Source organism: Actinokineospora sp. NBRC 105648, assembly GCF_030269645.1.
Lineage (GTDB): Bacteria > Actinomycetota > Actinomycetes > Mycobacteriales > Pseudonocardiaceae > Actinokineospora.
This window is the reverse complement of the sequence record NZ_BSTR01000016.1, coordinates 114,997-137,076: the sequence shown is the minus strand read 5'-3', so window position 1 is coordinate 137,076 and position 22,080 is coordinate 114,997. Positions and strand designations below refer to the sequence as shown.

Genomic DNA, 22,080 nt, shown 5'->3' with positions numbered 1-22,080 from the left:
CGCTTCGTGTGGGGGGAGAGTGCCGCTAAACTTGCCGTGGGTGGGGATGCCCTTACCCTGCCCTTTTCTCTCCACCGCGGTGCTCTAGGGGCCCCACACGAAGCGAGTTCACTAGATCGAGCCCCCGTCTTTTCCTCGGGCAACCCACGCGATGAGCCGCCAACAAGGTCGACCGTAGGTCGGTGTGCGGCACACCCCACGAGCTGCCCGAGTAAGAGCGGGGCTCGATTGGCTGGACTGCCTTCGTGTGGGGCCCCTAGAGCACCGCGGTGGCGAAAAAAGGGCGGGTGAAGGGCATTCCCCACCACCGGTCAAGTTTAGCGGTGCTCTCCCCCCACACGAAGGCAGTCCACCCAATCGAGCACGGGCGTAGCGGGTGTTGCGTACCGGCGGGCTCAGCATTTAGAGATTTAGAGATCAAGGGACAACGCGAGGGGCAATCAGATGGGGGGCGAGCGGATAAGGGTTTGAGCTGGTGCGAATCTGAGCGGAGGGGGGTGAGCCTTCATTTGTGCCTTATGGACACATCTTAGGTCCGAAGTGGACTATCGAGTCCCGGTGCTGTGTGGGATCGTGATCTCCGCCCAGACCACTTTGCCGTCCGTTGTCGGCCTTGTCCCCCAACGGGAAGCGAAGCATTCGACGATGTGCAGGCCCCGGTGCTGCTCGTCGTCCAGCGCCGCCGGGATCGTGCGTGGTCGGGTTGAGCCGTGGTCGCTGACGTCGATGCTGAGCCGGGTGCCGTCGGCGTGCAGTCGGAAGAGGGCGGGTCGGCCGGTGTGCTTGATCGCGTTGGTGACCAGTTCGCTGGTGATGGTCATCGCCCGGTCTGCCAGTGCCGAGAGGCCCCACTCGTGCAGGTGGTGTTCGACCAGTGCGCGGGCGGTGGCGGCTGCGGTGCCGTCGGTGGACAGTGCCAGGGTTGCCAGTCTTCGGTGGGCGCCCTCGTGGTGGACGTGGAGCAGTGCGACGTCGTCCTCGTGCGCTCCGCCGGTCAGCCCGTCGATCAGGGCGTCGAGCGCGTCCTCGGCGTCGGCGGGTAGTTCGCGCAGGCCCGCGACCAGTGCCGCGATGCCGTCGTTGAGGTCTCCGTTCCTGGACTCCACCAGGCCGTCGGTGTAGAGCACCAGGCGGGCGCCCGGCGGGAAGTCGATCTGCCGTTCGGTGAACGTGGTGCCCACGCCCAGGGGCATTCCCATGGTCTCGGCGATCAGTGTCGGGGTGCCGTCCGGTGCCAGGTAGACCGCCGGGAGGTGGCCCGCGCTGGCGAAGGCCAGTGAGTCGTCGGCAGGGTCGTGCACGGCGTAGAGGCAGGTGATGAAATCCGCGTTCGGGGTGGCGTGGGCCAGTTCGGCGGAGTTGCGCAGCACTTCGGCCGGGGGTAGGTCGAGCAGTGCGTACGAGCGGACCGCCGTCCTGATCTGGCCCATCACCGCTGCCGCCGCGACGCCTCGGCCGGCGACGTCGCCGATGACGAAGGCGGTGCGGCCCGCTGGTAGGGAGATCACGTCGAACCAGTCGCCGCCCACCTCGGTGCCGGTGGCGGCGGGTAGGTAGCGGGAGATCACCCGCAGGCCGGGCGTCGGTGGGATGACCGGGAGCATGCTGCGCGCCAGTTCGGTGGCCATGATCCGTTGTCGGGCGAAGAGCCGGGCGTTGTCCAGGGCGATGGCGCTGTAGCCGGCAATGCCCTCGGCCAGTTGTTCGTGCCGTTCGGTGAACTGGTCGGGGACCGGGTGGCCGAAGAAGAAGCCGCCGAGTACCTCGCCGGAGGTTGGGGAGATCACCGGGACGGCGAGGTAGCTGCGCACCGGCAGGTGGCCCTCGGGCATGCCCCGGTACGGCGGGTTCTGCCCGTAGCGGTCGTCGGTGACGATGTCGGGGGAGCGCATGGTGCCGACGCCGTTGAACGTCGTCGCGAATACCTTTGTGTTGCGCGGCATGGGAAAGCGCTCGAACGCCGTGCGTTGGACGCCGGAGAGGGTGAACAGCGTGTAGGACTCGCCGTAGTCGTCGACCAGGTTGTAGAAGAACGCGCCGAAGCCCGCGCCGGTGGCTCGGGTGGCGGCGTCGGTGGCGTCCTGCACCAGTGCGTCCAGGTCGAGCTGCGCGGTGAGCCGCCTGCCGACCGCCTGGAGCGAGTCGACCAGCTCGGCCTCCTCCCGCAACCGGTCGACGGCCCGCTCCAGGGCGGTCGCCTGGCCGCGCGAGGTCTCTTCCAGCACCGCCAGGTGCTCGCGCAGCGCGTCGAGCTCCGCCGACGCCCCCGCCGCCGTCCGGTCGGTGTGCGCCAGCAAGCCCACCCGCACGCCGATCGCGATCGCCTTGAACTGCGCCGCGGTCTCCGCCGGGATCGTCACCGCGGAGAACATCACCACGCAGAACGACGTGCCACCGGGCAGCACGCCCCCGAAGCCGAGCACCGAGGCGATCCCGTGCTCGGCCACGAAGCGCTGGTCGGGCACGTGCGGGCTGCCCGCGGCGACCGGTACGTGGAACACCCCGAACCCGTCGGAGCCGGTTGTGTCCACTCCGGAGACCAGGTCTTGGGCGGACAGGCCGAACTCGGCCGCCATCGCCGCGATCATCGGCGCCGCCTCGACCGACGGCAGCGGGATCACCCTGGTCCTACCCGCCGCGACGTCCCCCGCTCCCGCCTCGAGCAACAGGCAACGCAGGTCCGCGTCGTAGCTGTCGGGGCGCAGGTCGAGTGGCAGGTCGCGCAGCGCGCGGGTGGTGAACAGTTGCACCCGGCGCAGCACCGGCACACCGTCGGTCGTGAAGCCCTCGTGCAGCCCGCGCACCACGGCCTCGGCCGCGGCGGCGAAGTCCGGCGCCCGCTCGGCCCGGCCGCGCAGGTCGGCCATCGTGTGGACCATGTCGGCGAGGCCGAACCGCGCGATGTCCTGGGTGCGCGAGTCCGGCGCGGGCTCGCCGCTCACCGCGGTTGGTCCGGCTCGGGCAGCTCGTCGGTGATGGTGAACAGCCGGTCCAGCGCGGTGGCCGCGATGGTCGCCGCGACCTGCGGGCGCGGCCGGGCCAGCGAAAGCGAGCCACCCGCGGCCGCGGCGGCCTTGTGCAGGCGCACCAACGCGCTCAACCCACTGGAGTCGCAAAAGGACAGTTCGGACAAGTCGAGCAGGACGGCCCGGCCGCTCGCCGCCGCTGGCGTGGCGGCCGCCAGCAGCCGCGGCGTGGTGCCGAAGTCCAGCTGTCCGACGACGGCGACCACCACCGGTGCCCCCTCGGCACCCCGGTCGTCCACCGTGATCGTCAGCAGCGTCGGCTCAGCCAAGGCGTGTCCCTTCCCCCGCGCGGTCCCGGGAATGGTAACCGCGCCTGCCCGGCCGGTCGCGCCGCGCGCCCGCGACCGCCCGGGTGTGGTGTCATCCCGGGTGGACGGGACCAGCGCGGTCCGGTCGTCGGTGGAGGTGGACCGTGCCGGTGTGGCTGCAGGCGGGGGCGTGGGGGCTGGTCGCCGGTGGCGCGCTGGTCGTGGGCGCGGCGGTGGCCTGGTGGGTGCGGGTGCCCGCCCGGGTGGTGGCGGGCGTGATGGCCTTCGGCGCCGGTGTGCTGATCTCCGCGCTGGCCTTCGACCTGGTCGACGAGGCGGAGCGCTCCGGCGGCCTGGTGCCCACGGCGGCGGGCTTCCTCGGCGGCGCGGGCGGGTACGTGCTGGCCAACGCCCTGCTGGCCCGGCGCGGGGCGCGGCACCGCAAGCGCTCCGGCGGGCAGCAGCCGTCGGAGGCCGAGGCCCAGGGCAGCGGCACCGCGATCGCGGTCGGCGCCCTGCTCGACGGGATCCCGGAGTCGGTGGCGCTGGGCCTGTCGCTGGTGCACGGCGGCGGCGTCGGGGTGGCCGTCCTCTCGGCGATCTTCATCTCCAACGTCCCCGAGGGCCTGTCCAGCGCGGCCGGCATGAAGCGCGCCGGGCGCGGCGCGGGCTACGTGTTCGGCGTGTGGGGCGTGATCGCCACCGCGTGCGCGCTGTCCTCGGCCCTGGGGTACCTCGGGCTGCGGGACGCGCCGCCGGAGGTCATCGCGGTGATCACCTCGGTGGCCGCCGGGGCGATCCTGGCGATGATCGCCGACACGATGATCCCGGAGGCGTTCGAGCGGGCGCACGCGCTGACCGGGCTGATCACCACCCTCGGTTTCCTCACCGCGTTCGCCATCGAGCGGGCTTCGTGAACCTGCGGTAACGGCAACCTTGCGCGCGGCGACTCATCGGATGACCGACCTGTGGCGCGGATGATGGGGGCAGACGGTGCCGATGGCGTCTTCGCCGGATGCGGGTGACACCGGCACGACCAGTGCCCGGGTCCCCGGACCCTTTCCGTCACCCCAGCGGGTCCCGACACCGCAGCCCCCGGAGCCTCCCCGTCTCTCGGCCAGCGCGGCGGGCGGGGTGCTGACCGTGCTGATGCCGCCGCACCCGGCCCACCTGATGCCGGTGCGCAACCACGTGCGGGCCTGGCTGGCCGACCTCGGGGTCGCCCTGGACACCGCCCGCGACATCGTCGTCGTCACCGACGAGGCGATGACCAACGCGGTCGAGCACGGCTCCCGGCCGAACACCGCGACGGCCGTGGTCACGCTGACCCTGGCCACCCAGCCGGGCGCGATCGTGCTCACCGTGGTCGACGAGGGCGCCTGGCAGGTCCCCACCCAGGGCGGCGACTTCGGCCTGCCGATGTCCCGGGTGCTCGCCGACCGCGCGGACCTGCGGCACGAGGAAGGCCGCACCACCCTGCTGGCCCGGTTCCGGCACGCCCGCTGACCCCTGGTCGCCGACCGGGCCCTGTGGATGGTCGAGCGCTTTGTGGACGGCCGGGCGCGCGCTCGGCGCCGAGCGGGCATAGTCGACGCCATGGCACCAGCAACCACAGGCAAGCTCGGCGACGGGACGGTACGGCGGATCGGCTACGGCGCGATGCAGCTCGCGGGCCCGGGCGTGTTCGGCCCGCCCGCCGACCCCGACCGCGCCGTCGCGGTCCTGCGCCGCGCGGTCGACCTGGGTGTCGACCACATCGACACCTCCGACTACTACGGCCCGTTCGTGGTCAACGAGCTGATCGCCAAGGCGCTGCGGCCCTACCCGGAGCACCTGGTGATCGTCACGAAGGTCGGCGCCCGCCGCGACGCCGAGGGCCAGTGGCTGCCCGCGCTGTCCCCGGACGACCTGCGCTCGGCCGTGCACGACAACCTGGGCAGGCTCGGCCTGGACCGGCTCGACGTGGTCAACCTGCGGGTGATGGAGGAGGGCTCGCTCGAGGAGTCGTTCACCGCGCTCGCCGAGCTGCGCGAGCAGGGGTTGATCGCGCAGTTGGGGGTCAGCAACGTCACGGCGGACCAACTCGCGCAGGCCCGCGCGATCGCGCCGGTGGCGTGCGTGCAGAACATGTACAACGTCGCGACCCGGGAGGACGACCCGCTGGTCGACCTGACCGCGGCCGAGGGCATCGCTTATGTCCCGTTCTTCCCGTTGGGCGGGTTCCAGCCGCTGGACGCACAGGTCCTGCACACCGTCGCCGAGCGCCACGGTGCTACGGACCGGCAGGTGGCGTTGGCCTGGTTGTTGCGCCGGTCGCCGAACATCCTGCTGATCCCGGGGACGTCGTCGCCTGAGCACCTGGAGCAGAACTTGGCGGTGGGGGACCTGGTGTTGAGTGCGGAGGATGTGGCGGAGTTGGACGGGCTGGCGGGGTCTTGAGCTGACGTGTCGGTGTTTGGCGCGTCCGTTGGGCTGCCGGATTTAGAGCGGGGCTCGATTGGTTGGACTGCCTTCGCGTGGGGCCCCTAGGCGACCGCGTGGGGAAAGAGCGTGGAGTGAAGGGCATCCCCACTACCTGGTCAAGTTTAGCGGTCGCCTCCCCCCACACGAAGGCAGTCCAACCAATCGAGCACGTCCGTAGCGGGGCCGGCGGTTCCAGCGGGCTTGGGTCGATGACCAAGGGCGAAGGGCCGAGGGCGAAGGACTGAGGGCGAAGGACTGAGGGCGAGAGATTGGGGCGTGGGGGCCTGGGGGTGTGGAGGTGCGGGTACCGGGTGTGGGTCTGGGAGGTGGAGTACGGCTGGGTGGGGTCGGCGCTGCGGCCGGTGATCTTGGTCCCTGGTGTGTGCCGGGGAGCACGGCGCAAGTGGGCCTGTCCAGCGGTTTCCGCTCGGTCTTTAATCGTGGTCGTGACTCCGTTGCCGCTGCTAGGCTGGTCGGGTGACGGCGCAGACCGCTGATTGGGCCGCGTTCGAGCGGCGCTATCGGACATTCTTCCGCAACCGGGAGGCGGTGGCCTTCCGGGTTCAACCGCCCACTGGGGACGGTCGCACCCTGGGGTCCGGTGAGCCCTCCTTCACCCTGGTGGCACAGGACGCGGCCGGGATGGCGGCGGTGAACTCCCTGGACCAGGTGCAGGTCGGCCTGGCCTACCTCGACGGGCACCTCGACATCGAGGGGGACATCTTCACCGCCCTGGGGATGCGGAAGTTCTTCGGTGACTTCCACCCGATCGCCTGGGCGAACCGGTACCTGCCCGCCGTGGTGCGGGGCAAGACCGAGCACGACCGGCGGTCGATCACCGCGCACTACGACCGGGACCCGGAGTTCTTCCTGTCCTTCTTGGACACCCGGCACCGCTGCTACACGCAGGGTTCCTTCAAGTCCGACGACGAGCCGGTGGAGGACGCGGTCACCCGCAAGCTCGACCTGGCCATCGAGCAGCTCGAGCTGCGCCCCGGCGACCGGGTCCTGGAGGTCGGCGGTGGCTGGGGGGCCTTCGTCGAGCACGCCGGGCGCAAGGGCATCGAGGTCACCACGCTGACCCTGTCCGAGCCCTCCGAGCTCTACCTCAAGGACCTGATCGAGCGGGAGAACCTGCCCTGCACGGTGCTGCGCCACCACTTCCTGCGCTACCAGCCCGACCGCCCGTTCGACGCGGTGGTCAACATGGGGGTCACCGAGCACCTCCCGGACTACGGCGCGTCGCTGCGCAAGTACCAGGAGTTGTTGCGCCCCGGTGGTCGCGTCTACCTCGACGCGTTGGCGATGCGGGCCAAGCACCGGGTGTCGACGTTCATGAGCCGCTACATCTACCCGGGCGTGTCCACGCCGTTGCTCCTGCACGACTACCTGCGCCAGGTGGCGAAGTCGCCGTTCTACCTCACCTCGGTGGACGACGAGCGGCACAACTACTACCTCACCTGCAAGGCGTGGGCCGAGAAGCTCGACGCGAACCGCGAGCACATCGTGGCCAACTGGGGGGAGCCGCTCTACCGGCACTTCCGGCTCTTCCTCTGGGGCTCGGCCGCCGGGTTCCACTCCGGACTGGTCCAGGCCTACCGCTGGGCCCTGGAGCTGCCCGCCTGAGTCCACACCGGACGGCTCAGCCGAACAGCCAGTTCACCAGGCCGACGACCACCGCCACCCACGGGGCCAGGAAGATCCCGGCGACCAGGACGCCGCCGGCGATCGCGACCAGGTCGCCGGGACCGACCTCGGCGCCGGTGACCGCCGCCCACCCGAGGTAGCCGCCCGGGGCGGCGATCAGCAGCCCGAGGGTCAACAGCAGCGTCAGGATCGCGCCCAGGCCGGGGGCCGAGCGCTGCCGCGCGTCGTCGCCGTCGACCAGCACGGGCACCCTCGTCCCCTCGGCGTATTCCTCACCCGCCCCGCGCAGGGTCTTGGGACCGGTGGGCCGCTCGGCGGCCGCCGGGGTGAACACCCCGGTGCACCTGGTGGTCTCGGTCTCCCCGTCGGAGGTCGTCTCGCACCGGGCCACGGTGAAGACCCCTGGATCACCCGAGTACCCGGCGTGGGCCAGGGTGAAGTCCCACAGCGCCAGCACCACGAGCACGGCCGCGGTGAGCAGACCGAGCGCGCCGATTCCGGCGCCCGTCCGCGCCGCGACCCTCCTACCTCGCACACCCGGAGTGTGGCCAAACGCCGACGGCTGACGGGGCCGGACGGTCGCAGCTCACCCGGACGGCCCAGCGCCGTGCCCGGTCGCCGTCGACCACGGTCTGACAGCGACCGCTCGGATGGAGCAACGCGACTGGTCCGATCGTGTCCGGGCGGTGCGCGTGCGGGACACCACGCGGTGTCCCGGCGGCGCGTGCTCAGGACAGGCTGTTCCAGATGGCGGCGAACAGGGTCACGACGAGCAGGACGGGAAAACCGCCGCCGACGGTTCCCAGCGCGATGATCCCCACCTGCTTGCCTTCGAAGTCGAGGAGACCGAGGGCCACGCCGCCGAGGTAGAGCGCGCTCAGGCCGAGGGCGAGCGCGGGCAGGAGCACCAGCCCCACCATGAACACCGCCTTGGTCCCCGACGGCTGGCGCACCTGGTCGCCATCGCGTTGGACGGGAACCTTCGCCCCTTCGGGATACAGCTCGTCGGCCGTCTGCAGCGTCACCCGCCCGGTCGACAGCTCCCGGCCCGCGGGGGTGAAGACTCCGGTGCAGGTGTTGAGTTCCTGGTTGTCGTAGGTTGAGACCACGCACTCGGCGACGGTGAGTGTGCCGCCCTCGCCGTCGTAGCCCGCCTGGGTCAGCGCCCATCCCCAGGTCAGCCAGAGCACCGCCGCGCTGCCCGCCGCCAACGCGAGCGCGCCGACCGCGGCTCCCGCCCTCGACATGATCTCCGTGATCGCCACCCCCGCAGTGTCCACGCTCCACCGCGCTCGCGGGAACCGGACCGCCGGGGTTCGCCCGGGTGGACCAATGTTCCGTCCACAGTAGATAGTCGGCCGCCGGGTTGTCCGGTTTGGGCAGCCGAACGGCCCCGCGGCACCTGGGTGCGCGCGGGGCCGCTGGGCTGTTCGGGTGTTACGGCAGTGCGTTGAGGAACGGCCGGTGACTGTTCTGGAACTCCCAGCCGTAGTAGCGGTCCCAGTTGATCGACCAGGTCATCAGGCCGCGGATGCCCGGCGACGCCCCGCCGCGCAGGGTGTAGCCGCCGCAGTTCTGGTTGCGCGCCAGGCAGGTCAGCGCCTGCTGCACGGCGGCGGGCGCGGTGTGCCCGTTGCCCGCGCTGACCGCCGCGGGCACGCCGAAGGCGATCTGGTCCTCGCGCAGCCCCGGGAACGTCGACCCGGTGTTGGCGACCGGGAAGCCCGCCTTGAGCATGTCGGTCATCGCGATGTGGAAGTCCGCGCCGCCCATGTTGTGGTACTGGTTGTCCAGACCGGTGACCGGGCCGGAGTTGTAGTCCTGCACGTGCAGCACGGTCAGCGCGTCGCGCAGCGCGTGGATCACCGGCAGGTACGAGCCGGTGCGGTTGTCACCGCCGCTGGTGCCGCCGTAGAACTGGTAGCCCACCTGGACGAAGAACGTCTCCGGGGCCATCGTGAGGACGAACTTGGCGCCGTACTTGGCCTTGAGCGTCCGCACCGCCGAGATCAGGTTGACGACCACCGGCGTGGTCGGGTTGCGCACGTCCTTGTCACCGGCGTTGAGGTAGAGCGAGTGGCCCTCGAAGTCGATGTCGAGCCCGTCCAGGCCGTACCGGTCGATGATCGCCGAGACCGAGCTGACGAACTTGTCCCGCGCGGCCGTGCTGGTCAGCTGCACCTGGCCGTTCTGGCCGCCGATGGAGATCAGCACCTTCTTGCCCTTGGCCTGCTTGGCCCGGATCGCGGCGGTGAACTCCGCCTCGCTCTCCACGTTCGCGCACTCGGCGACCGGGCAGAGCGCGAAGCGGATGTCGCCGGAGGTCACCGAGGTGGGCTCACCGAAGGCGAGGTTGACGATGTCCCAGCTGTCCGGCACGTCGGCCATCCGGATGTAGCCGGAACCGTTGGCGAAGCTGGTGTGCAGGTACCCGATCAGCGCGTGCTTGGGCAGCCCGACGTCCGGGCACCCGGTGGTGGTCCCGCTCGCCTCGGCGGTCTTGGGCGACTCGCCGGTGGTGTTGTAGGCGGTGACGGTGAAACCGTGCGTGGAGCAGGAGGCCAGCCCGGTGATGGTGGTCGAGGTGCCGGTGGTGGTCGCCTTGAGGGTGCTGCCCTCGTAGACCCGGTACCCGGTGACGGTCCCGGTCGCCGCGCCCCAGGACAGCGCGATCGAGTTCGCCGTGACCGCGCCGACGGTCGGGTTGCCCGGGGTGCCCACGCCGCCGGGGGTGTCGCCGCCGGGGCCGTCGAGGACGACGTCGTCGACGGTGAAGGTGCCCGAGCCGTACCAGCCGTGGAAGTAGAGCTCCGCGCTGGTCTGGCCCGCGGCACTGGTGAACGACAGCGAGAGCTGGGCGTAGTTGGTCGCGCCGGTCCAGGTGGAACCGCCACCGGTGATGCCGAGGTAGACCGGGTTGCCGCGCACCCAGGCCGAGACGGTGTACTTGGTGTTCGGCACCACCGCCACGGTCTGCGCGCAGCGGCCGTTGTTGGCACCGCTCGGGGTGGAGGCCAGCGCGTAGCCGCCGGAGTGCACCGGGGTGGACACCGCGGTGGCCGAGGTGCACGACCAGCCGGCGGTGTTCCCGGCCTCGAAACCGGGGTTGGTGAGCAGGTTGGCCGCACTGGCCGGACCGCTGGCGATCAGCGTCAACCCGACGACCGACACGGCGGCGAGGACCGCCGCCAGGACCGAACGCGCCGAGAACCGACGCCGTGGTGGGGAAACCATCGACGACCTCCATGGGCGGCGGTGTGCAGGGGGACACCGCCTGCATATTGTCTAGACCAATTGGGAGTCGTTGTCCAGGGTCGGTGGGGACGGGGATGCCTCGACGGTCGAGGGAGTGATTGTGTTGGGGGAGCGGGTGTTGGGGCTGGCCGCGCGTTGCAGGGGCAGACCGCTGGCCAGACCGCCGGCCGGACTGCTTCCGTGCTGCTGGTTGCGCCTCGCGGTTGGGTCGCCGGTGGGGTGTTTCGTGATGGGGTCGCTCGTCGGCGCTTGCTCGCGTGGTGGGCTCGATGGGGTGGTGTGGCTTGATCTGGGGACCCCGGAAGAGGCGCGGTGGGTAAAGCGGGTGGGGAAGGGATCCACCCACCTGCCAGGCAGCTTAGCGCCTCTTCCCCCCAGATAAAGCCACACCACCCCATCGAGCAGGAAGGTGGGCATGGGGGAGTCGCGGGGGTGGTTGCCTTGTGCTGCAGAGCTTCTCTCCGACTCGCCGCGTCTCGTCGGGTGGCCTATGGGTGCGGAGCGTCCTGGTGGGACATGACTGGCAGGCCGCAATGACCGGCAGTTGCTTTGTCCCCCAACACTTCACCCGACCAACCAGACCTCAGTGGACGGGCTCGATGGGGTGGATTGGCTTTGTTTGGGGAGAGAAGAGGCGCTAGCCTGGTCCCGGCGTGGGTGATCCCTTCCCCACCCGCTTCACCCGGCGCCTCTTCTCTTAGGGCCCCAAACCAAGCCAATTCACCCCATCGAGCCACCCGGGGCGTCCGCCCGCAAGCCTGAAAGAACCAAAGATCCCACCACCGGACCGAGAGCGCCGGACCGAGAGCCCTGGACCGAGAGCTATCACTCGTTCGGCCTAGTCTCTCGATCACCTAGAGTATCGATACCCGCGATTGGGCTGAGCGGCGTACCGGACTCCGGCATTCGTCGCCTCTGGACACTCCACAAAGGACAGATCGAGTCCATTCGGCCTAGTCCGCCGATGGCGCCTTTTGGCGTATCGACGGGATCTGATCAGCATGCATATGCTCCACCGAAATCGGTCGACGCCCACAAGGCGTGTCCCCGTCCAGGAGGTGATCGTATGTCGGTCCGCGAGCGCAACGTCCTCGAGCGCAACGTCCGCGAGGTCTGAGCCCACCCGGGTTCAGCACAGCGGTGACGAGATCGGCTGGGTCCCTTTCCTGGCCGAGGTGAGCGGACGTGGTCACGTCGTAGCGGCGTGGCCACGTCCCCGCCCAGCCCGGTGGGAGAGAAGAACGAGCCATGCCCCTGGACCCCCAACTCGAGCGGTACCGCGCGCGGCGGGAGCAGCGGCGGGTGACCCCGCTCTACGAGCTCTCCCTCACGCAGGCCAGGGCCGAGGACCTGCGCTCCATCCAGGACGCCGCGGGTGACCCCGAGCCGGTCGCGCACCTCGACGACCACGTCATCCCCGGGCCCGGCGGGCCACTTGACCTGCGTGTGTACCGGCCGGTCGAGAGCGCGGAGCCCGCACCGGTCCTGGTCTACCTCTTCGGCGGTGGGTGGACGCTGGGCACCATCGACACCGCAGACGCCATCTGCCGCAGGCTGGCCAACGCCGTCGGCTGTGTGGTGGTGGCCGCTGGCTACCGGCTCGCCCCGGAGCACAAGTTCCCGGCCGCGGTCCACGACTGCCACGCCGCCGTGCGCTGGGTCGCCGAGCACGCCGACGAGCTCGGTGTTGACCCCGGGCGACTCGCCGTCGGCGGTGACAGCGCCGGGGGCAACCTCGCCGCGGTCGTCAGCCTGCTGGCGCGCACCGAGGGCCCGCCCATCGCGCACCAGCTCTTGGTTTACCCAAACACTGAATACAATTCCGATACCCCGTCTTTGCGCGAGAACAGCGACCGGTACCTGTTCAACCACCATTCCGTCGCCTGGTACTGGGACAACTACCTCGCCGACCCGGCTGACGGCGCCGACCCGCTGGCCTCGCCGCTGCGCGCGGCCGACCTCGCCGGGCTGCCGCCCGCGACGGTGATCACCGCCGAGTACGACCCGCTGCGCGACGAGGGCGAGCGCTACGCCGAGCGGCTGCGCGCGGCCGGTGTCCCCACCGAACTCACCCGCTTCCCCGGTATGGCCCACGGTTTCTTCGCCATGTTCGGCGAGCTGCCCGCCGCCGCGGCGGCCGTCGAGACCGCCGCCGCCCGGCTGCGGACCGCCTTCGGCACGGAGGTCGCCCGATGACCGAGATCATCCCCGGGCCGGGCACGGCGCGCGCGATCCACTCCGGCGAGCTGCACCGCAGCCTCGCCGACCCGCTGCTCTCGGCGATGACCTTCCTCAACGAGGTCACCCACCGGTTCCCGGACGCGATCTCGTTCGCCCCCGGCCGCCCGTACGAGGGACTGTTCGACCCGGACTCGATCACCGACTTCCTCCAGGCCTACCGCGAGCACCTCGAACGCGACCGCGGCCTGGACGCGGCCGGTGTGCGGTCCGCGCTGTTCCAGTACGGCCGCACCAACGGCCAGATCCACGAGCTGGTCGCGCGCACCGTCGCCAACGACGAGGACATCCACGTCCCGGTCGAGTCGGTGGTGGTGACCGTGGGCGCGCAGGAGGGCATGCTGCTCGTCCTGCGGGCGCTGTTCACCGGGCCGGACGACGTGCTGCTGGTCAGTTCCCCTTGCTACGTAGGCATTACCGGCGCCGCGCGGCTGCTCGACATCGACTTCGTCGGCGTCCCGGAGACCGACGAGGGCCCGGACCCCGAGCGCGTGGCGGCGGCGGCCCGGCGGCTGCGCGCCGAGGGCAGGCGCGCGCGGGCGCTCTACATCGTCCCGGACTTCGCCAACCCGTCGGGCACCAGCATGCCGGTGGACCGCAGGCGCAGGCTGCTCGACGTCGCCGCGGCCGAGGACCTGCTGGTCATCGAGGACAACCCGTACGGCCTGTTCACCACCGAGGACGTCCGGACCCCGACCCTGAAGTCGCTCGACACCGACGGCACGGTCATCTACCTGGGCTCGTTCGCCAAGTCCTGCTTCCCGGGCGCGCGGGTCGGCTATGTGCTCGCCGACCAAGCGGTGGTCGAGCCGGACGGCACCCGCACGCTGCTCGCCGATGCCCTCGCCAAGATCAAGAGCATGACCACGGTGAACACCTCGGCGCTGAGCCAGGCCGCGATCGGCGGGCTGTTGGTGCGCGCCGGGTGCAGGCTGCGCGAGTGGAACGCGGACACGATCGCCTTCTACCGGGCCAACATGCGGCTCATGCTCGCCGAGCTCGCCCGGCACTTCCCACCGGGTTCCGGCGTCAGCTGGAACATACCGGGCGGTGGGTTCTTCGCCGTGGTGACCGTTCCGTTCGTCGCCGACGACGCCGCGTTGGAATGTTCCGCGCGCGAGTACGGCGTGCTGTGGACACCGATGAACATCTTCCACCTCGACGGCGGTGGGCTCGACCAGCTGCGGTTGTCCTGCAGCTACGTCGAACCCGACCGCCTGGTCGAGGGCATCGCCCGGCTGGCCGCGTTCATCGCGGCCCGCGGCGTCCGGGTGTGAGCGGCTCAGCCCAGCGCCGAAGCGGATCAGCCCAGCGCCGAACGGTCCAGGTCGGCCAGTCGCGGCCGACCGGCCAGCGCCATCGCCTCGTCCAGCTCGGCGCGCAGGATCCCCAGCAGGTCGGCGACCCCGTCGGCGCCGGAGTGCGCCAGCGCCCACAGCGCCGGGCGGCCGACCAGCACCGTGCTGGCCCCCAGCGCTACGGCCTTGAGCACGTCGGTGCCGGTGCGCACGCCGCCGTCGACCAGCACCGGGATCCGGCCGGCCACCTGGGCGACGACCTCGGGCAGCACGTCCAGGGTGGCGGGCGCGCCGTCGAGCTGCCTGCCGCCGTGGTTGGACACCACGATCGCGTCCACGCCGTGCGCGACCGCCAGCTCGGCGTCCTCGGTGGTGAGGATTCCCTTGAGCACCAGGGGAAGCCCGGCCCGCTCGCGCAGCCAGCCCAGGTCGGCCCAGGTGATCCGCGGGTCGAACCGCTCGCGCGAGTGCCGCTCCAGGGCGGAGCTGCCCGACTCGGCGACGTGGCTGGTGGCCATCACCTCCGGGTCGAGGTTCACCGCGCGCACGTGCGCGGGCAGGGTGAAGCCGTTGCGCGCGTCGCGCGGCCTGCGGGCCACCCGGGGCGCGTCGACGGTCAGCACCAGCGCGCCGAACCCGGCCGCCCGGGTCCGCTCGACGAACCCGAGCAGCGCGCCGCGGTCGCGCAGCCAGTACAGCTGCATCCACTGTGGACCCCCGGCCGCCGCCATCTCGGCCAACCCGGTGCTGGCGAACATGCTCGCGACGAAGAGCACCCCCGCCGCCGCGGCCGCGCGGGCGGTCGCGGCCTCGCCCTCGTCGTGGACCAACCGGTGGTAGGCCATCGGCGCGATGCCGATCGGCGCGCTCAACCCGGTGCCCAGCAGCGTCGTGCCGGTGTCGCAGCGCGCCACGTCCACCAGCACGCGCGGCCGGACGGTCATCCGCTCATAGGCCGCCAGGTTCGCCCGCAGCGTCCACTCCGAACCCGCTCCACCGTCGAGATATCCCAGGACATCGCCCGCGAGGGTGGCTTTCGCATGGGCCGAGTAGTCCTCGACGCGTATCGGCTTCACGCTTCTCCTCAACCGTGCTCTGGGCCGTTCGGCGCACTGTCCGGACGTTATCCGGTCATCCGCTGACCGCAATTTACACGCTTTCCCCGAGTCGGTCACCGAACGCGTCCTATTCCGGGTCCGGCGTGTGCGCGCGGTAGCCACCACCTGCGCTGGAACCCTTGTGCCCGGCGAGATCCGATGTCGAACCACTACTCCGGATGGTCGCAATTGGGCGTAAAAGCGCGTCCTTGACGGAGGTCAGTCCGTATGCGATTGTTTCAGCCAGCCAGGTGATTGAACATCGCCGGTACGGCAGTCGGCCTAGTGCAAATGCGAAGGAACCAATGACGGGCGCCGATCTTTCGCGGGCAATGCAGCCCCGGATAAACCGCGAATGGGTGGACGACCTGCTGCTCGCGGGTCCGGACGACGCCGTGTGCCTGCGCCTGGACCGGCCGATCGACCGGGCCGGGTTGCGCCGGTTGGTCGCCGAGCGCGAGACCGAGCTGCGCGCGGCCGGGCTGGCCGACGGCGGCACTGTCGCGTTGCGACTCCCGCCCTCGCTCGCGCTGGTCGGCTACCTGCTGGCGGCCTGGCGGGTCGGCGCGCAGGTGAGCCTGCTCGACCACCGGCTGACCCGGCACGAGGTCGACGGCGCGCTCGAGCGGGTGGCCGCCCAGTTCACCGTCGACCCCGTCGAGGTCGACGCGCACCGGCTGCGCGGCTACGCCGAGGTGGTCGCCGCGGTGTCCGCCCGGGACGGTGGCCGCCCGGCCGCGACGCCGCACGCGTTGGTGCAGTTCAGTTCCGGCTCGACCGGCGCGTCGAAGGTGATCGGCCGCACGGCCGCGGACCTGGCCGCCGAGCTGGACCGCTACGACCGGCTCCCGGACTTCCCGCGCGCGGGCGAGCGGGTGGTGCTGCTCGCCTCGATCGTGCACGTGCTCGGTCTGGTGGGCGGGCTGCTCAACGCCCTGCACGCGCACGCGGAGCTGGTGTTCCCGCGGCGGCTGACCGCCGAGGGCATCCTCGCCGAGGTCGCCGCCGCCGAGACCCCCACCACCATCCTCGGCGTGCCGTTCCACGCCGAGCTGCTCACCTCCGCGCCAGGCACCGAACCGCTTCCCGGACTGCGCCGCATGATCGTGGCGGGCGAGCTGGTCCGCCCCGGTGTCCCCGAGCGCTTCCGGGAGCGCTTCGGCGTCCCGCTGGGCACCATGTACGGGATGACCGAGACCGGGGTGATCGCCACCGACCTCGACGGCAGCCGCCTGCCCTCGGTCGCGCTCACCCACGGCCTGCGGGCGCACGTCCTCGGCGGCGAGCTCTGGATCGACCTGCCCGCCTCGCCCTACCTCGGACTCGCCGACCCGACCAGGTTCGTCGACGGCCGACTGTCCACTAGGGACGCCGGCCGGGTGGACCAGGACACCGGCCTGGTGACCGTGCTGGGCAGGCTCGACTCGCAGGTCTCCATCGGCGGTCTCAAGGTCGACCTCACCGAGGTGGAGCAGGCGATCGCGGGCCTGGCCGCCGTGCGCGAGGCGGTGGTGCTGCACAGCGGGGGCGTGCGGGCCTACCTGAGCCTGGCCGAGGGGGCGGTGGTCGACGACGTCCGGACCGCGGTCGCCGCCACCCTCGCGCCGTTCAAACGCCCCCGGGAGTACGTCGTGCTGCCCAGCCTGCCCAGGACGGCCACCGGGAAGGTCGTCCGGGCGCCCGCGGTGCTCGCCGCCGCGAGCGCGGGCACCGGTCCAACCACGGAAGAAGGATGAGTGCGATGCAGGACCAGTTGCGCGAGTTCGTGCTCAACTCGCTCAAGGAGATGAACTACGACGTCAGCGAGGTCACCGGGGACACCGACCTGGGCCCCGCGGGCCTGGACCTGGAGTCGCTCGCCCTGGCCGACCTCGCGGTGCAGGTCGAGGACGCCTACGGCCTCAAGTTCGGCGACGACGACATGGAGGCGCTGGCGCTGATGACCCTCGACGAGTTCACCGGCACGCTCGCCGCTCGGCTGTCCACACAGGACGCCGCGGCGGGCACCGCGGTCTGATGGCGCACCCGGCACCCCCGGACCGCGCCGCGGTGCTGGCCCTGCTCGCCGGGTACGGCGACCGCTCACCCGGCGAGGTCGGCGAGGTCCTCGACTCCCTGGAGCTGACCTGGCTGGTGGCCCAGGTCGAGCAGCGCTACGGCGTGGAGCTCGAGCTCACCGACGAGGTGTTCGCGGGCATGGGCACGGTCACCGGCGCCGTCGGCGTGCTGGCCGCCGCGCTCGCACCGGAGCAGGCCCCGGCCGAACAGGTCGGCCATGGCTGAGCGGTCCGTGGTCGTCACCGGTGTGGCGGTGCGGACCGCGTTCGGCCGCGACACCGGCGCTCTGCTCACCGACGGGTTCGCCGGTGTCCCGGCGTTCGACCAGGTGTCCCGGTTCGACACCACGGGCAGGCGCACCACCGAGGCGGCGACGCTGCCCGGGTCGCCGGACCTGGTCGAGGAGTTGGTGGGCGTGGTCGACGAGGCGTGCGCGCACCTGCCCGGCCGGGCCCGGGCGGGGGTCCCGCTGCTGCTGGCCGCGCACGCCGACGCCGAGATCCCGCCACTGGCGGGGGAAGTGGCCCGCCGCACGGGGGTGCTCGGTGTCCCGCGCACCTACACCGGAGCCTGCGTCGCGGCCACCTCGGCGGTGGCCGACGCGGCGACGATGATCGCCGACGGCCGTGCCGACCGGGTGGTGGTGGCCGCGGGCTACCTGGTGGAGCCCGTGACGTTCGCGCTGTTCGACGCGGGCCGGGCACTGGCCCGCGACGGTCGCGTGCGCCCGTTCAGCGCCGGACGACAGGGGATGCTGCTCGGCGACGGCGTGGCGGCGGTGCTGCTCGAGGCGGACTCGGGCGCCGAGGTCGAACCGCTCGCCCGGCTGGCCGGTTGGGGTCGCGCGGGCGACGCCTTCCACGTGTGCAAGCCGCGCCCGGACGGGAGCGGGTTGGCCCGGGCGGTCGACACCGCCGTCGAGCGCGCCGAGGTGTCCACTTCGGACATCGGCTACGTCAACGCGAACGGCACCGGCACCCAGTTCAACGACGCCGCCGAGGTCGCCGCGCTGCGCCGGGTGTTCGGCGCCGGGCTGGCCCGGGTGCCGGTGAGCTCGACCAAGTCCACCCACGGCCACGCCCTGGAGGCCTCCGGGCTGGTGGAGCTGGTGGTCACCGTGCACGCGCTGCGCACCGGCACGCTCCCGGTCAACTCCGGGTACCTCGGCGCCGACCCGGACTGCGCCCTCGACCTGGTCACCGACGCGCCCCGGCGGCTGCGCCCGGCCTACGCGCTCAGCCTCAACGCCGCCTTCGGCGGGGCCAACACCGCGCTGCTCGTCGGTGCGCCGTGACCGCCCTCGCGCCGACCGACCAGTCGCGGCCGGTCCCGCCAGTCCTGCCGGTGCTGGCCGTGGCGCGCTGGCCGGAGTCCGATGTGGACACCGTTGAGGCGCTGCCGCCGATCGCCGGGTTCGTGCTCAGCGCGTTCAACCCGCTGGTCGCCGAGCTCGCCGAGCGGTGCCTGCGGGCGCACTACGGCCAGGCGCCCGCCGACCCGGTGCGCGGCGCCCGCACGGCGGTCGTGCTGGCCAGCGCGCGCGGCGACGTGACCACCACCCGGGCGGTCACCGAGGCGCTGGCGGCGGGGCGCCGGGTGCCGCCGCTGCTGTTCTTCCAGTCCAACCCGAACGCGGTGCTCGGCCACGTCGCCGCGCGCTGGGGACTGGCGGGCCCGGTGGTGTGCACCAGCCCCACCGGCGACCCGATGGCGGACGCGCTCGCGTGCGCCGCCCTGCTCTTCACCGCCGGTGAGGCGGATGAGGCACTCGTCCTCACCGCCGACCTGGCGACCGGACACGGAGAACCCGACCAGGGCGCAGCGGTCCTGGTCACGGCGATGGGACGGCCATGACCGCAGTGAGCATCCGGGCCCGACTGGCCCGGGACCCGGACCTGGGCGCGGGCAACGTGCTGACCACCCTGGTGGCCCTCGGCGCGGACCTCGACCGCCCCGCGTTCACCTTCGACACCGACGTCGACGGCGTGCCCGCGTGGACCGCGCTCACCGTGCGGCGGCTGGACGAGCGGGTCCGAGCCCGCGCCGCCGCGCTGCGCGCCCTGGGCATCGGCAGGCGCGACCCGGTGGCGGTCACCGCCACCAGCGCCGCGGACAACATCCTGACCTTCCTCGCCCTCGCCCGGCTCGGCGCGATCCCGGCGCTGATCAACGCCAAGCTCGCCCCGGAGATCACCGCGCTGTACGTGAGCAGGCTCGGCGCCGTGGGCGTCCTGGCCGACGCAGCCCGCCGCGAGGCGCTGGCGCCGCACGGGGTGACCCTGCTCGCGCCGATCGAGGACCTGGGCGCCGCCGACCCCGCCGACGCGCCCGAGGCGTACCGGTTCCACCGCGACGACCCGGTGGCGATCACGCACTCCTCGGGCACCACCGGCGTGCCCAAGGCCGTGCTGCACTCGCACGCCAGCCTGTACGCGGCGAACCGCCACCGGTTGCGGATGCCCAAGGCGCAGGGCTCCGACCGGCTGCTGTCCGCGCTGCCCGCGCCGCACGCCGCCACGCTGATCGCGATCAACCTGGTGCTCTCCAGCGAGAGCCAGCTGCTCGCGTTGTCGTCGCAGACCGGGGCGTCGGTGGTGGACGCGATCGAGCGGTGGCGCCCGGGCGGCGTGCTCGGCTTCGCCGCCACCTGGTCGGAGATGGCCAAGACCGATCTGCGCGGCCGCGACCTGGACTCGGTCGCGCTGTGGTGGAACACCGGCGACTGCGCGCACGAGGCGCACATCCGCAGGCTGATCTCGCTGGGCTACCGCCAGGTGTCCACACGGGAGGGTCGGGTGCGCAAGCCGGGCTCCAACTTCATCGACGGCTTGGGCTCCAGCGAGATGGGGCACTCGCACTTCTACATCACCCACAGCAGCGAGACCAGCCGATACGGCCGGTGCATCGGCCGCCCGCACACCTTCGCCGAACCGGTGGTGCTCGACCCGGACGGCAACGAGCTGCCACCGGGGGAGGTGGGGGAGCTGGGCACCAAGTCGCCCACCCTGTCGTTGGGCTACTGGAACGACTCGGTGACCACGTACCGCACCCGGGTGCGCGGCTACTTCCTCACCGGCGACTTGGTCTACCGGGACGAGGAGGGCTACTTCTACCACGTCGACCGGCTGGTCGACTCGGTCGACCTCGGCGGCGGGAAGCGCCTGCACACGGCGCTTTCCGAGGAGCGCGTGCTCAACGCCTGCCCCGACGTGGCCGACTGCACGGTGGTCGCGGTCCGGGTCGGCGACACCGTGGTGACAGACGTGCTGCTCCAGCTCGACGCCGCCGGTGACCCGTCGGCCGACCGCACCGAGGCCATCCGCACCGCGCTGGGCCCCGACGTGGCCGCGACGCTGCGGGAGGTCGTGGTGGTCGATGACTCCCGGATCCCGTTGGGCCCCACCGGCAAGGTCCGCAAGGTGGCCCTGCGCGAGCAGTACCTGCAGGACGCCGGATGACGCGCGCGGCGGTGATCACGGGGGTCGGTCTGGTCACCCCGCTCGGCCGCAAGGTCGACGAGGTGTTCGACGCGGTGTGCGTGGGCCGGTCGGGGCTGGTCACCCCGCCCGCTGGGCACCGGCTCGCCGGGGTGCTCGACGTGGCGGGCATCGCCCCGGACGTCGACCCGGCCGAGGTGCTCGACCCCAAGCAGGCCCGCGCCGTCGACCGGTTCGTGCTGCTGGCCATGGCCGCCGCCGACGACGCGCTGGCCGACGCCCGGATCACCGTGGGCGCCGACGTCGACCCCGAGCGGGTGGCCGTGGTGGTCTCCACCGGTGGCGCGGGCCTGGAGACCTTCGAGGAGTACGCCGCCCTGCGCCGGGACCACGGGCGCGCCAAGGTGAGCCCGTACCTGCTGCCCGGGATGCTGGCGAACATGGCCTCCGCCCGGATCGCGATCCGGCACGGCATCCGCGGCCACAGCGGGTGCCACGCCACCGCGTGCGCCGCGGGCGCCCAGTCGGTCGCCGAGGCGCTGCGGCTCATCCGCGAGGGCGTCGCGGACGTCGTGGTGTGCGGCGGCTGCGACACCCCGCTGCACCCGACGATCGCCGCCGCCTTCGGCAACGCCTGGGCGCTGGCCCGCAAGTGGGACGACCCGACCCAGGCGAGCAGGCCGTTCGACAAGCGGCGCAACGGTTTCGTGCTCGGCGAGGGCGCGGGCGTGCTCGTGGTCGAGCGCGCGGACTTCGCCGACGCCCGGGGCGCGAGCGGCTACGCCGGGCTGCTCGGCTGGGGCGTCACCACCGACGCCCACCACCCGACCACCCCCCGGCCGGACGGCACCGGCATGGCCGCGGTCATGCGCCGGGCCGTCTCCGACGCCGGACTCGAACTGTCCGATGTAGACTATGTGAACGCGCACGGCACCTCGACGCCGCTGGGCGACGCCGCCGAGGCGGCCGCGATCCGCGCGGTCTTCGGCGAGCGCGGCCCCGCGGTCAGCTCCATCAAGGCGCTCACCGGGCACCTGCTCGGCGGCTCCGGGGCGGTCGAGGCGGTGGTGACCGCGCTCTCGGTCGCCGCGGGGGTGCTGCCCCCGACGCACAACCTCGACGACCCAGATCCCGACTGCGCGCTCGACCACGTCCGCGGGGCCGTGCGCGTCGGGCCCGTGCGGGCCGCGCTGACCAACTCGTTCGCCTTCGGCGGCCACAACGTCAGCCTGCTGCTCGGTGCCCCCGGCACCCGCCTGACCCGAACCACCACGCCAGCGTCGTGAACTCAAGCCCCCGGCACCCCAGAGGTT

19 protein-coding genes are annotated in these 22,080 nt (G+C 72.1%); 13 read left to right on the top strand and 6 right to left on the bottom strand.

Annotated features, from left to right (window positions below; translation table 11 throughout):
- Positions 1–545: 545 nt before the first annotated feature.
- Together QSK30_RS16820 and QSK30_RS16815 are read right to left on the bottom strand one after the other, a co-directional pair.
- Entirely contained in the window at positions 546–2,942 is a 2,397-nt protein-coding gene (locus QSK30_RS16820) for an ATP-binding SpoIIE family protein phosphatase (RefSeq protein WP_285503822.1), read from the bottom strand.
- On the bottom strand, positions 2,939–3,295 hold the full coding sequence (locus QSK30_RS16815) for an STAS domain-containing protein (protein ID WP_285503820.1): 357 nt from the start codon (positions 3,293–3,295) through the stop codon (positions 2,939–2,941). Before QSK30_RS16815 ends, QSK30_RS16820 begins: the two co-directional genes overlap by 4 nt.
- Positions 3,296–3,438: 143 nt before the next feature.
- On the opposite strand from QSK30_RS16815, the gene QSK30_RS16810 reads away from it, so the two are divergent.
- The 4 genes from QSK30_RS16810 (at position 3,439) to QSK30_RS16795 (ending at position 7,363) form a co-directional block, all read left to right on the top strand.
- Positions 3,439–4,191, top strand: coding sequence for a ZIP family metal transporter (locus QSK30_RS16810; protein ID WP_285503819.1), 753 nt, complete (start codon positions 3,439–3,441; stop codon positions 4,189–4,191).
- 232 nt (positions 4,192–4,423) lie between these two features.
- Positions 4,424–4,780 (top strand): ATP-binding protein, encoded by a 357-nt coding sequence (locus QSK30_RS16805; RefSeq protein WP_285503828.1) that lies wholly within the window; start codon positions 4,424–4,426, stop codon positions 4,778–4,780.
- A gap of 90 nt (positions 4,781–4,870) precedes the next feature.
- The gene (locus QSK30_RS16800; protein WP_285503817.1) at positions 4,871–5,713 is read left to right on the top strand and encodes an oxidoreductase; all 843 of its coding nucleotides are present in this window, start codon (positions 4,871–4,873) and stop codon (positions 5,711–5,713) included.
- A gap of 501 nt (positions 5,714–6,214) precedes the next feature.
- The gene (locus QSK30_RS16795; RefSeq protein WP_285503816.1) at positions 6,215–7,363 is read left to right on the top strand and encodes a class I SAM-dependent methyltransferase; all 1,149 of its coding nucleotides are present in this window, start codon (positions 6,215–6,217) and stop codon (positions 7,361–7,363) included.
- Positions 7,364–7,379: 16 nt separating this feature from the next.
- Here the strand turns inward: QSK30_RS16795 and QSK30_RS16790 are convergent, their stop codons facing one another.
- From QSK30_RS16790 to QSK30_RS16780, 3 genes are all read right to left on the bottom strand, one after another.
- Positions 7,380–7,919: a hypothetical protein gene (locus QSK30_RS16790; RefSeq protein ID WP_285503815.1), complete on the bottom strand. Its 540-nt coding sequence runs from the start codon at positions 7,917–7,919 to the stop codon at positions 7,380–7,382.
- Between the two features lie 193 nt (positions 7,920–8,112).
- Positions 8,113–8,649 carry a hypothetical protein gene (locus tag QSK30_RS16785; protein WP_285503813.1) on the bottom strand — a complete coding sequence of 179 codons (537 nt, stop codon included), beginning with the start codon at positions 8,647–8,649 and terminating at the stop codon, positions 8,113–8,115.
- Positions 8,650–8,821: 172 nt separating this feature from the next.
- A complete protein-coding gene (locus QSK30_RS16780; protein ID WP_285503812.1) occupies positions 8,822–10,618 on the bottom strand; it encodes a chitinase in 1,797 nt (598 codons plus the stop codon).
- A gap of 1,269 nt (positions 10,619–11,887) precedes the next feature.
- Here QSK30_RS16780 and lipP1 point away from each other — a divergent pair.
- Both lipP1 and QSK30_RS16770 read left to right on the top strand, forming a co-directional pair.
- Entirely contained in the window at positions 11,888–12,835 is a 948-nt protein-coding gene (lipP1, locus tag QSK30_RS16775; protein WP_285503810.1) for a LipP1 family hormone-sensitive lipase, read from the top strand.
- Entirely contained in the window at positions 12,832–14,154 is a 1,323-nt protein-coding gene (locus QSK30_RS16770; protein WP_285503809.1) for an aminotransferase-like domain-containing protein, read from the top strand. Before lipP1 ends, QSK30_RS16770 begins: the two co-directional genes overlap by 4 nt.
- 26 nt (positions 14,155–14,180) lie before the next feature.
- Here QSK30_RS16770 and QSK30_RS16765 read toward each other — a convergent pair whose 3' ends face one another.
- Positions 14,181–15,251: an alpha-hydroxy acid oxidase gene (locus tag QSK30_RS16765; RefSeq protein WP_285503808.1), complete on the bottom strand. Its 1,071-nt coding sequence runs from the start codon at positions 15,249–15,251 to the stop codon at positions 14,181–14,183.
- Between the two features lie 380 nt (positions 15,252–15,631).
- Here QSK30_RS16765 and QSK30_RS16760 point away from each other — a divergent pair, with 380 nt between their 5' ends.
- From QSK30_RS16760 to QSK30_RS16730, 7 genes are read left to right on the top strand one after another with little or no spacing between them, the layout of a single operon-like run.
- The gene (locus tag QSK30_RS16760; protein ID WP_285503807.1) at positions 15,632–17,008 is read left to right on the top strand and encodes a class I adenylate-forming enzyme family protein; all 1,377 of its coding nucleotides are present in this window, start codon (positions 15,632–15,634) and stop codon (positions 17,006–17,008) included.
- Positions 17,005–17,289 (top strand): acyl carrier protein, encoded by a 285-nt coding sequence (locus QSK30_RS16755; RefSeq protein ID WP_285503806.1) that lies wholly within the window; start codon positions 17,005–17,007, stop codon positions 17,287–17,289. The genes QSK30_RS16760 and QSK30_RS16755 overlap by 4 nt, the downstream gene beginning before the upstream one ends.
- The gene (locus tag QSK30_RS16750) at positions 17,289–17,555 is read left to right on the top strand and encodes a hypothetical protein (protein ID WP_285503805.1); all 267 of its coding nucleotides are present in this window, start codon (positions 17,289–17,291) and stop codon (positions 17,553–17,555) included. Before QSK30_RS16755 ends, QSK30_RS16750 begins: the two co-directional genes overlap by 1 nt.
- Entirely contained in the window at positions 17,548–18,624 is a 1,077-nt protein-coding gene (locus QSK30_RS16745; protein ID WP_285503803.1) for a beta-ketoacyl-[acyl-carrier-protein] synthase family protein, read from the top strand. The genes QSK30_RS16750 and QSK30_RS16745 overlap by 8 nt, the downstream gene beginning before the upstream one ends.
- A complete protein-coding gene (locus QSK30_RS16740; RefSeq protein WP_285503802.1) occupies positions 18,621–19,184 on the top strand; it encodes a beta-ketoacyl synthase chain length factor in 564 nt (187 codons plus the stop codon). The genes QSK30_RS16745 and QSK30_RS16740 overlap by 4 nt, the downstream gene beginning before the upstream one ends.
- Positions 19,181–20,788: a class I adenylate-forming enzyme family protein gene (locus QSK30_RS16735; RefSeq protein WP_285503801.1), complete on the top strand. Its 1,608-nt coding sequence runs from the start codon at positions 19,181–19,183 to the stop codon at positions 20,786–20,788. Before QSK30_RS16740 ends, QSK30_RS16735 begins: the two co-directional genes overlap by 4 nt.
- Positions 20,785–22,053: a beta-ketoacyl-[acyl-carrier-protein] synthase family protein gene (locus QSK30_RS16730; protein ID WP_285503800.1), complete on the top strand. Its 1,269-nt coding sequence runs from the start codon at positions 20,785–20,787 to the stop codon at positions 22,051–22,053. Before QSK30_RS16735 ends, QSK30_RS16730 begins: the two co-directional genes overlap by 4 nt.
- Positions 22,054–22,080: the final 27 nt, after the last annotated feature.

Bases quoted from the DNA above. Each gene is read 5' to 3' on its own strand.
- QSK30_RS16805 (WP_285503828.1), top strand. From the start codon at position 4,424: ATGCCGCCGCACCCGGCCCACCTGATGCCGGTGCGCAACCACGTGCGG.
- QSK30_RS16800 (WP_285503817.1), top strand. From the start codon at position 4,871: ATGGCACCAGCAACCACAGGCAAGCTCGGCGACGGGACGGTACGGCGG.
- QSK30_RS16780 (WP_285503812.1), bottom strand. From the start codon at position 10,618: ATGGTTTCCCCACCACGGCGTCGGTTCTCGGCGCGTTCGGTCCTGGCG.
- lipP1 (WP_285503810.1), top strand. From the start codon at position 11,888: ATGCCCCTGGACCCCCAACTCGAGCGGTACCGCGCGCGGCGGGAGCAG.
- QSK30_RS16770 (WP_285503809.1), top strand. From the start codon at position 12,832: ATGACCGAGATCATCCCCGGGCCGGGCACGGCGCGCGCGATCCACTCC.
- QSK30_RS16755 (WP_285503806.1), top strand. From the start codon at position 17,005: ATGAGTGCGATGCAGGACCAGTTGCGCGAGTTCGTGCTCAACTCGCTC.
- QSK30_RS16750 (WP_285503805.1), top strand. From the start codon at position 17,289: ATGGCGCACCCGGCACCCCCGGACCGCGCCGCGGTGCTGGCCCTGCTC.
- QSK30_RS16745 (WP_285503803.1), top strand. From the start codon at position 17,548: ATGGCTGAGCGGTCCGTGGTCGTCACCGGTGTGGCGGTGCGGACCGCG.
- QSK30_RS16735 (WP_285503801.1), top strand. From the start codon at position 19,181: ATGACCGCAGTGAGCATCCGGGCCCGACTGGCCCGGGACCCGGACCTG.
- QSK30_RS16730 (WP_285503800.1), top strand. From the start codon at position 20,785: ATGACGCGCGCGGCGGTGATCACGGGGGTCGGTCTGGTCACCCCGCTC.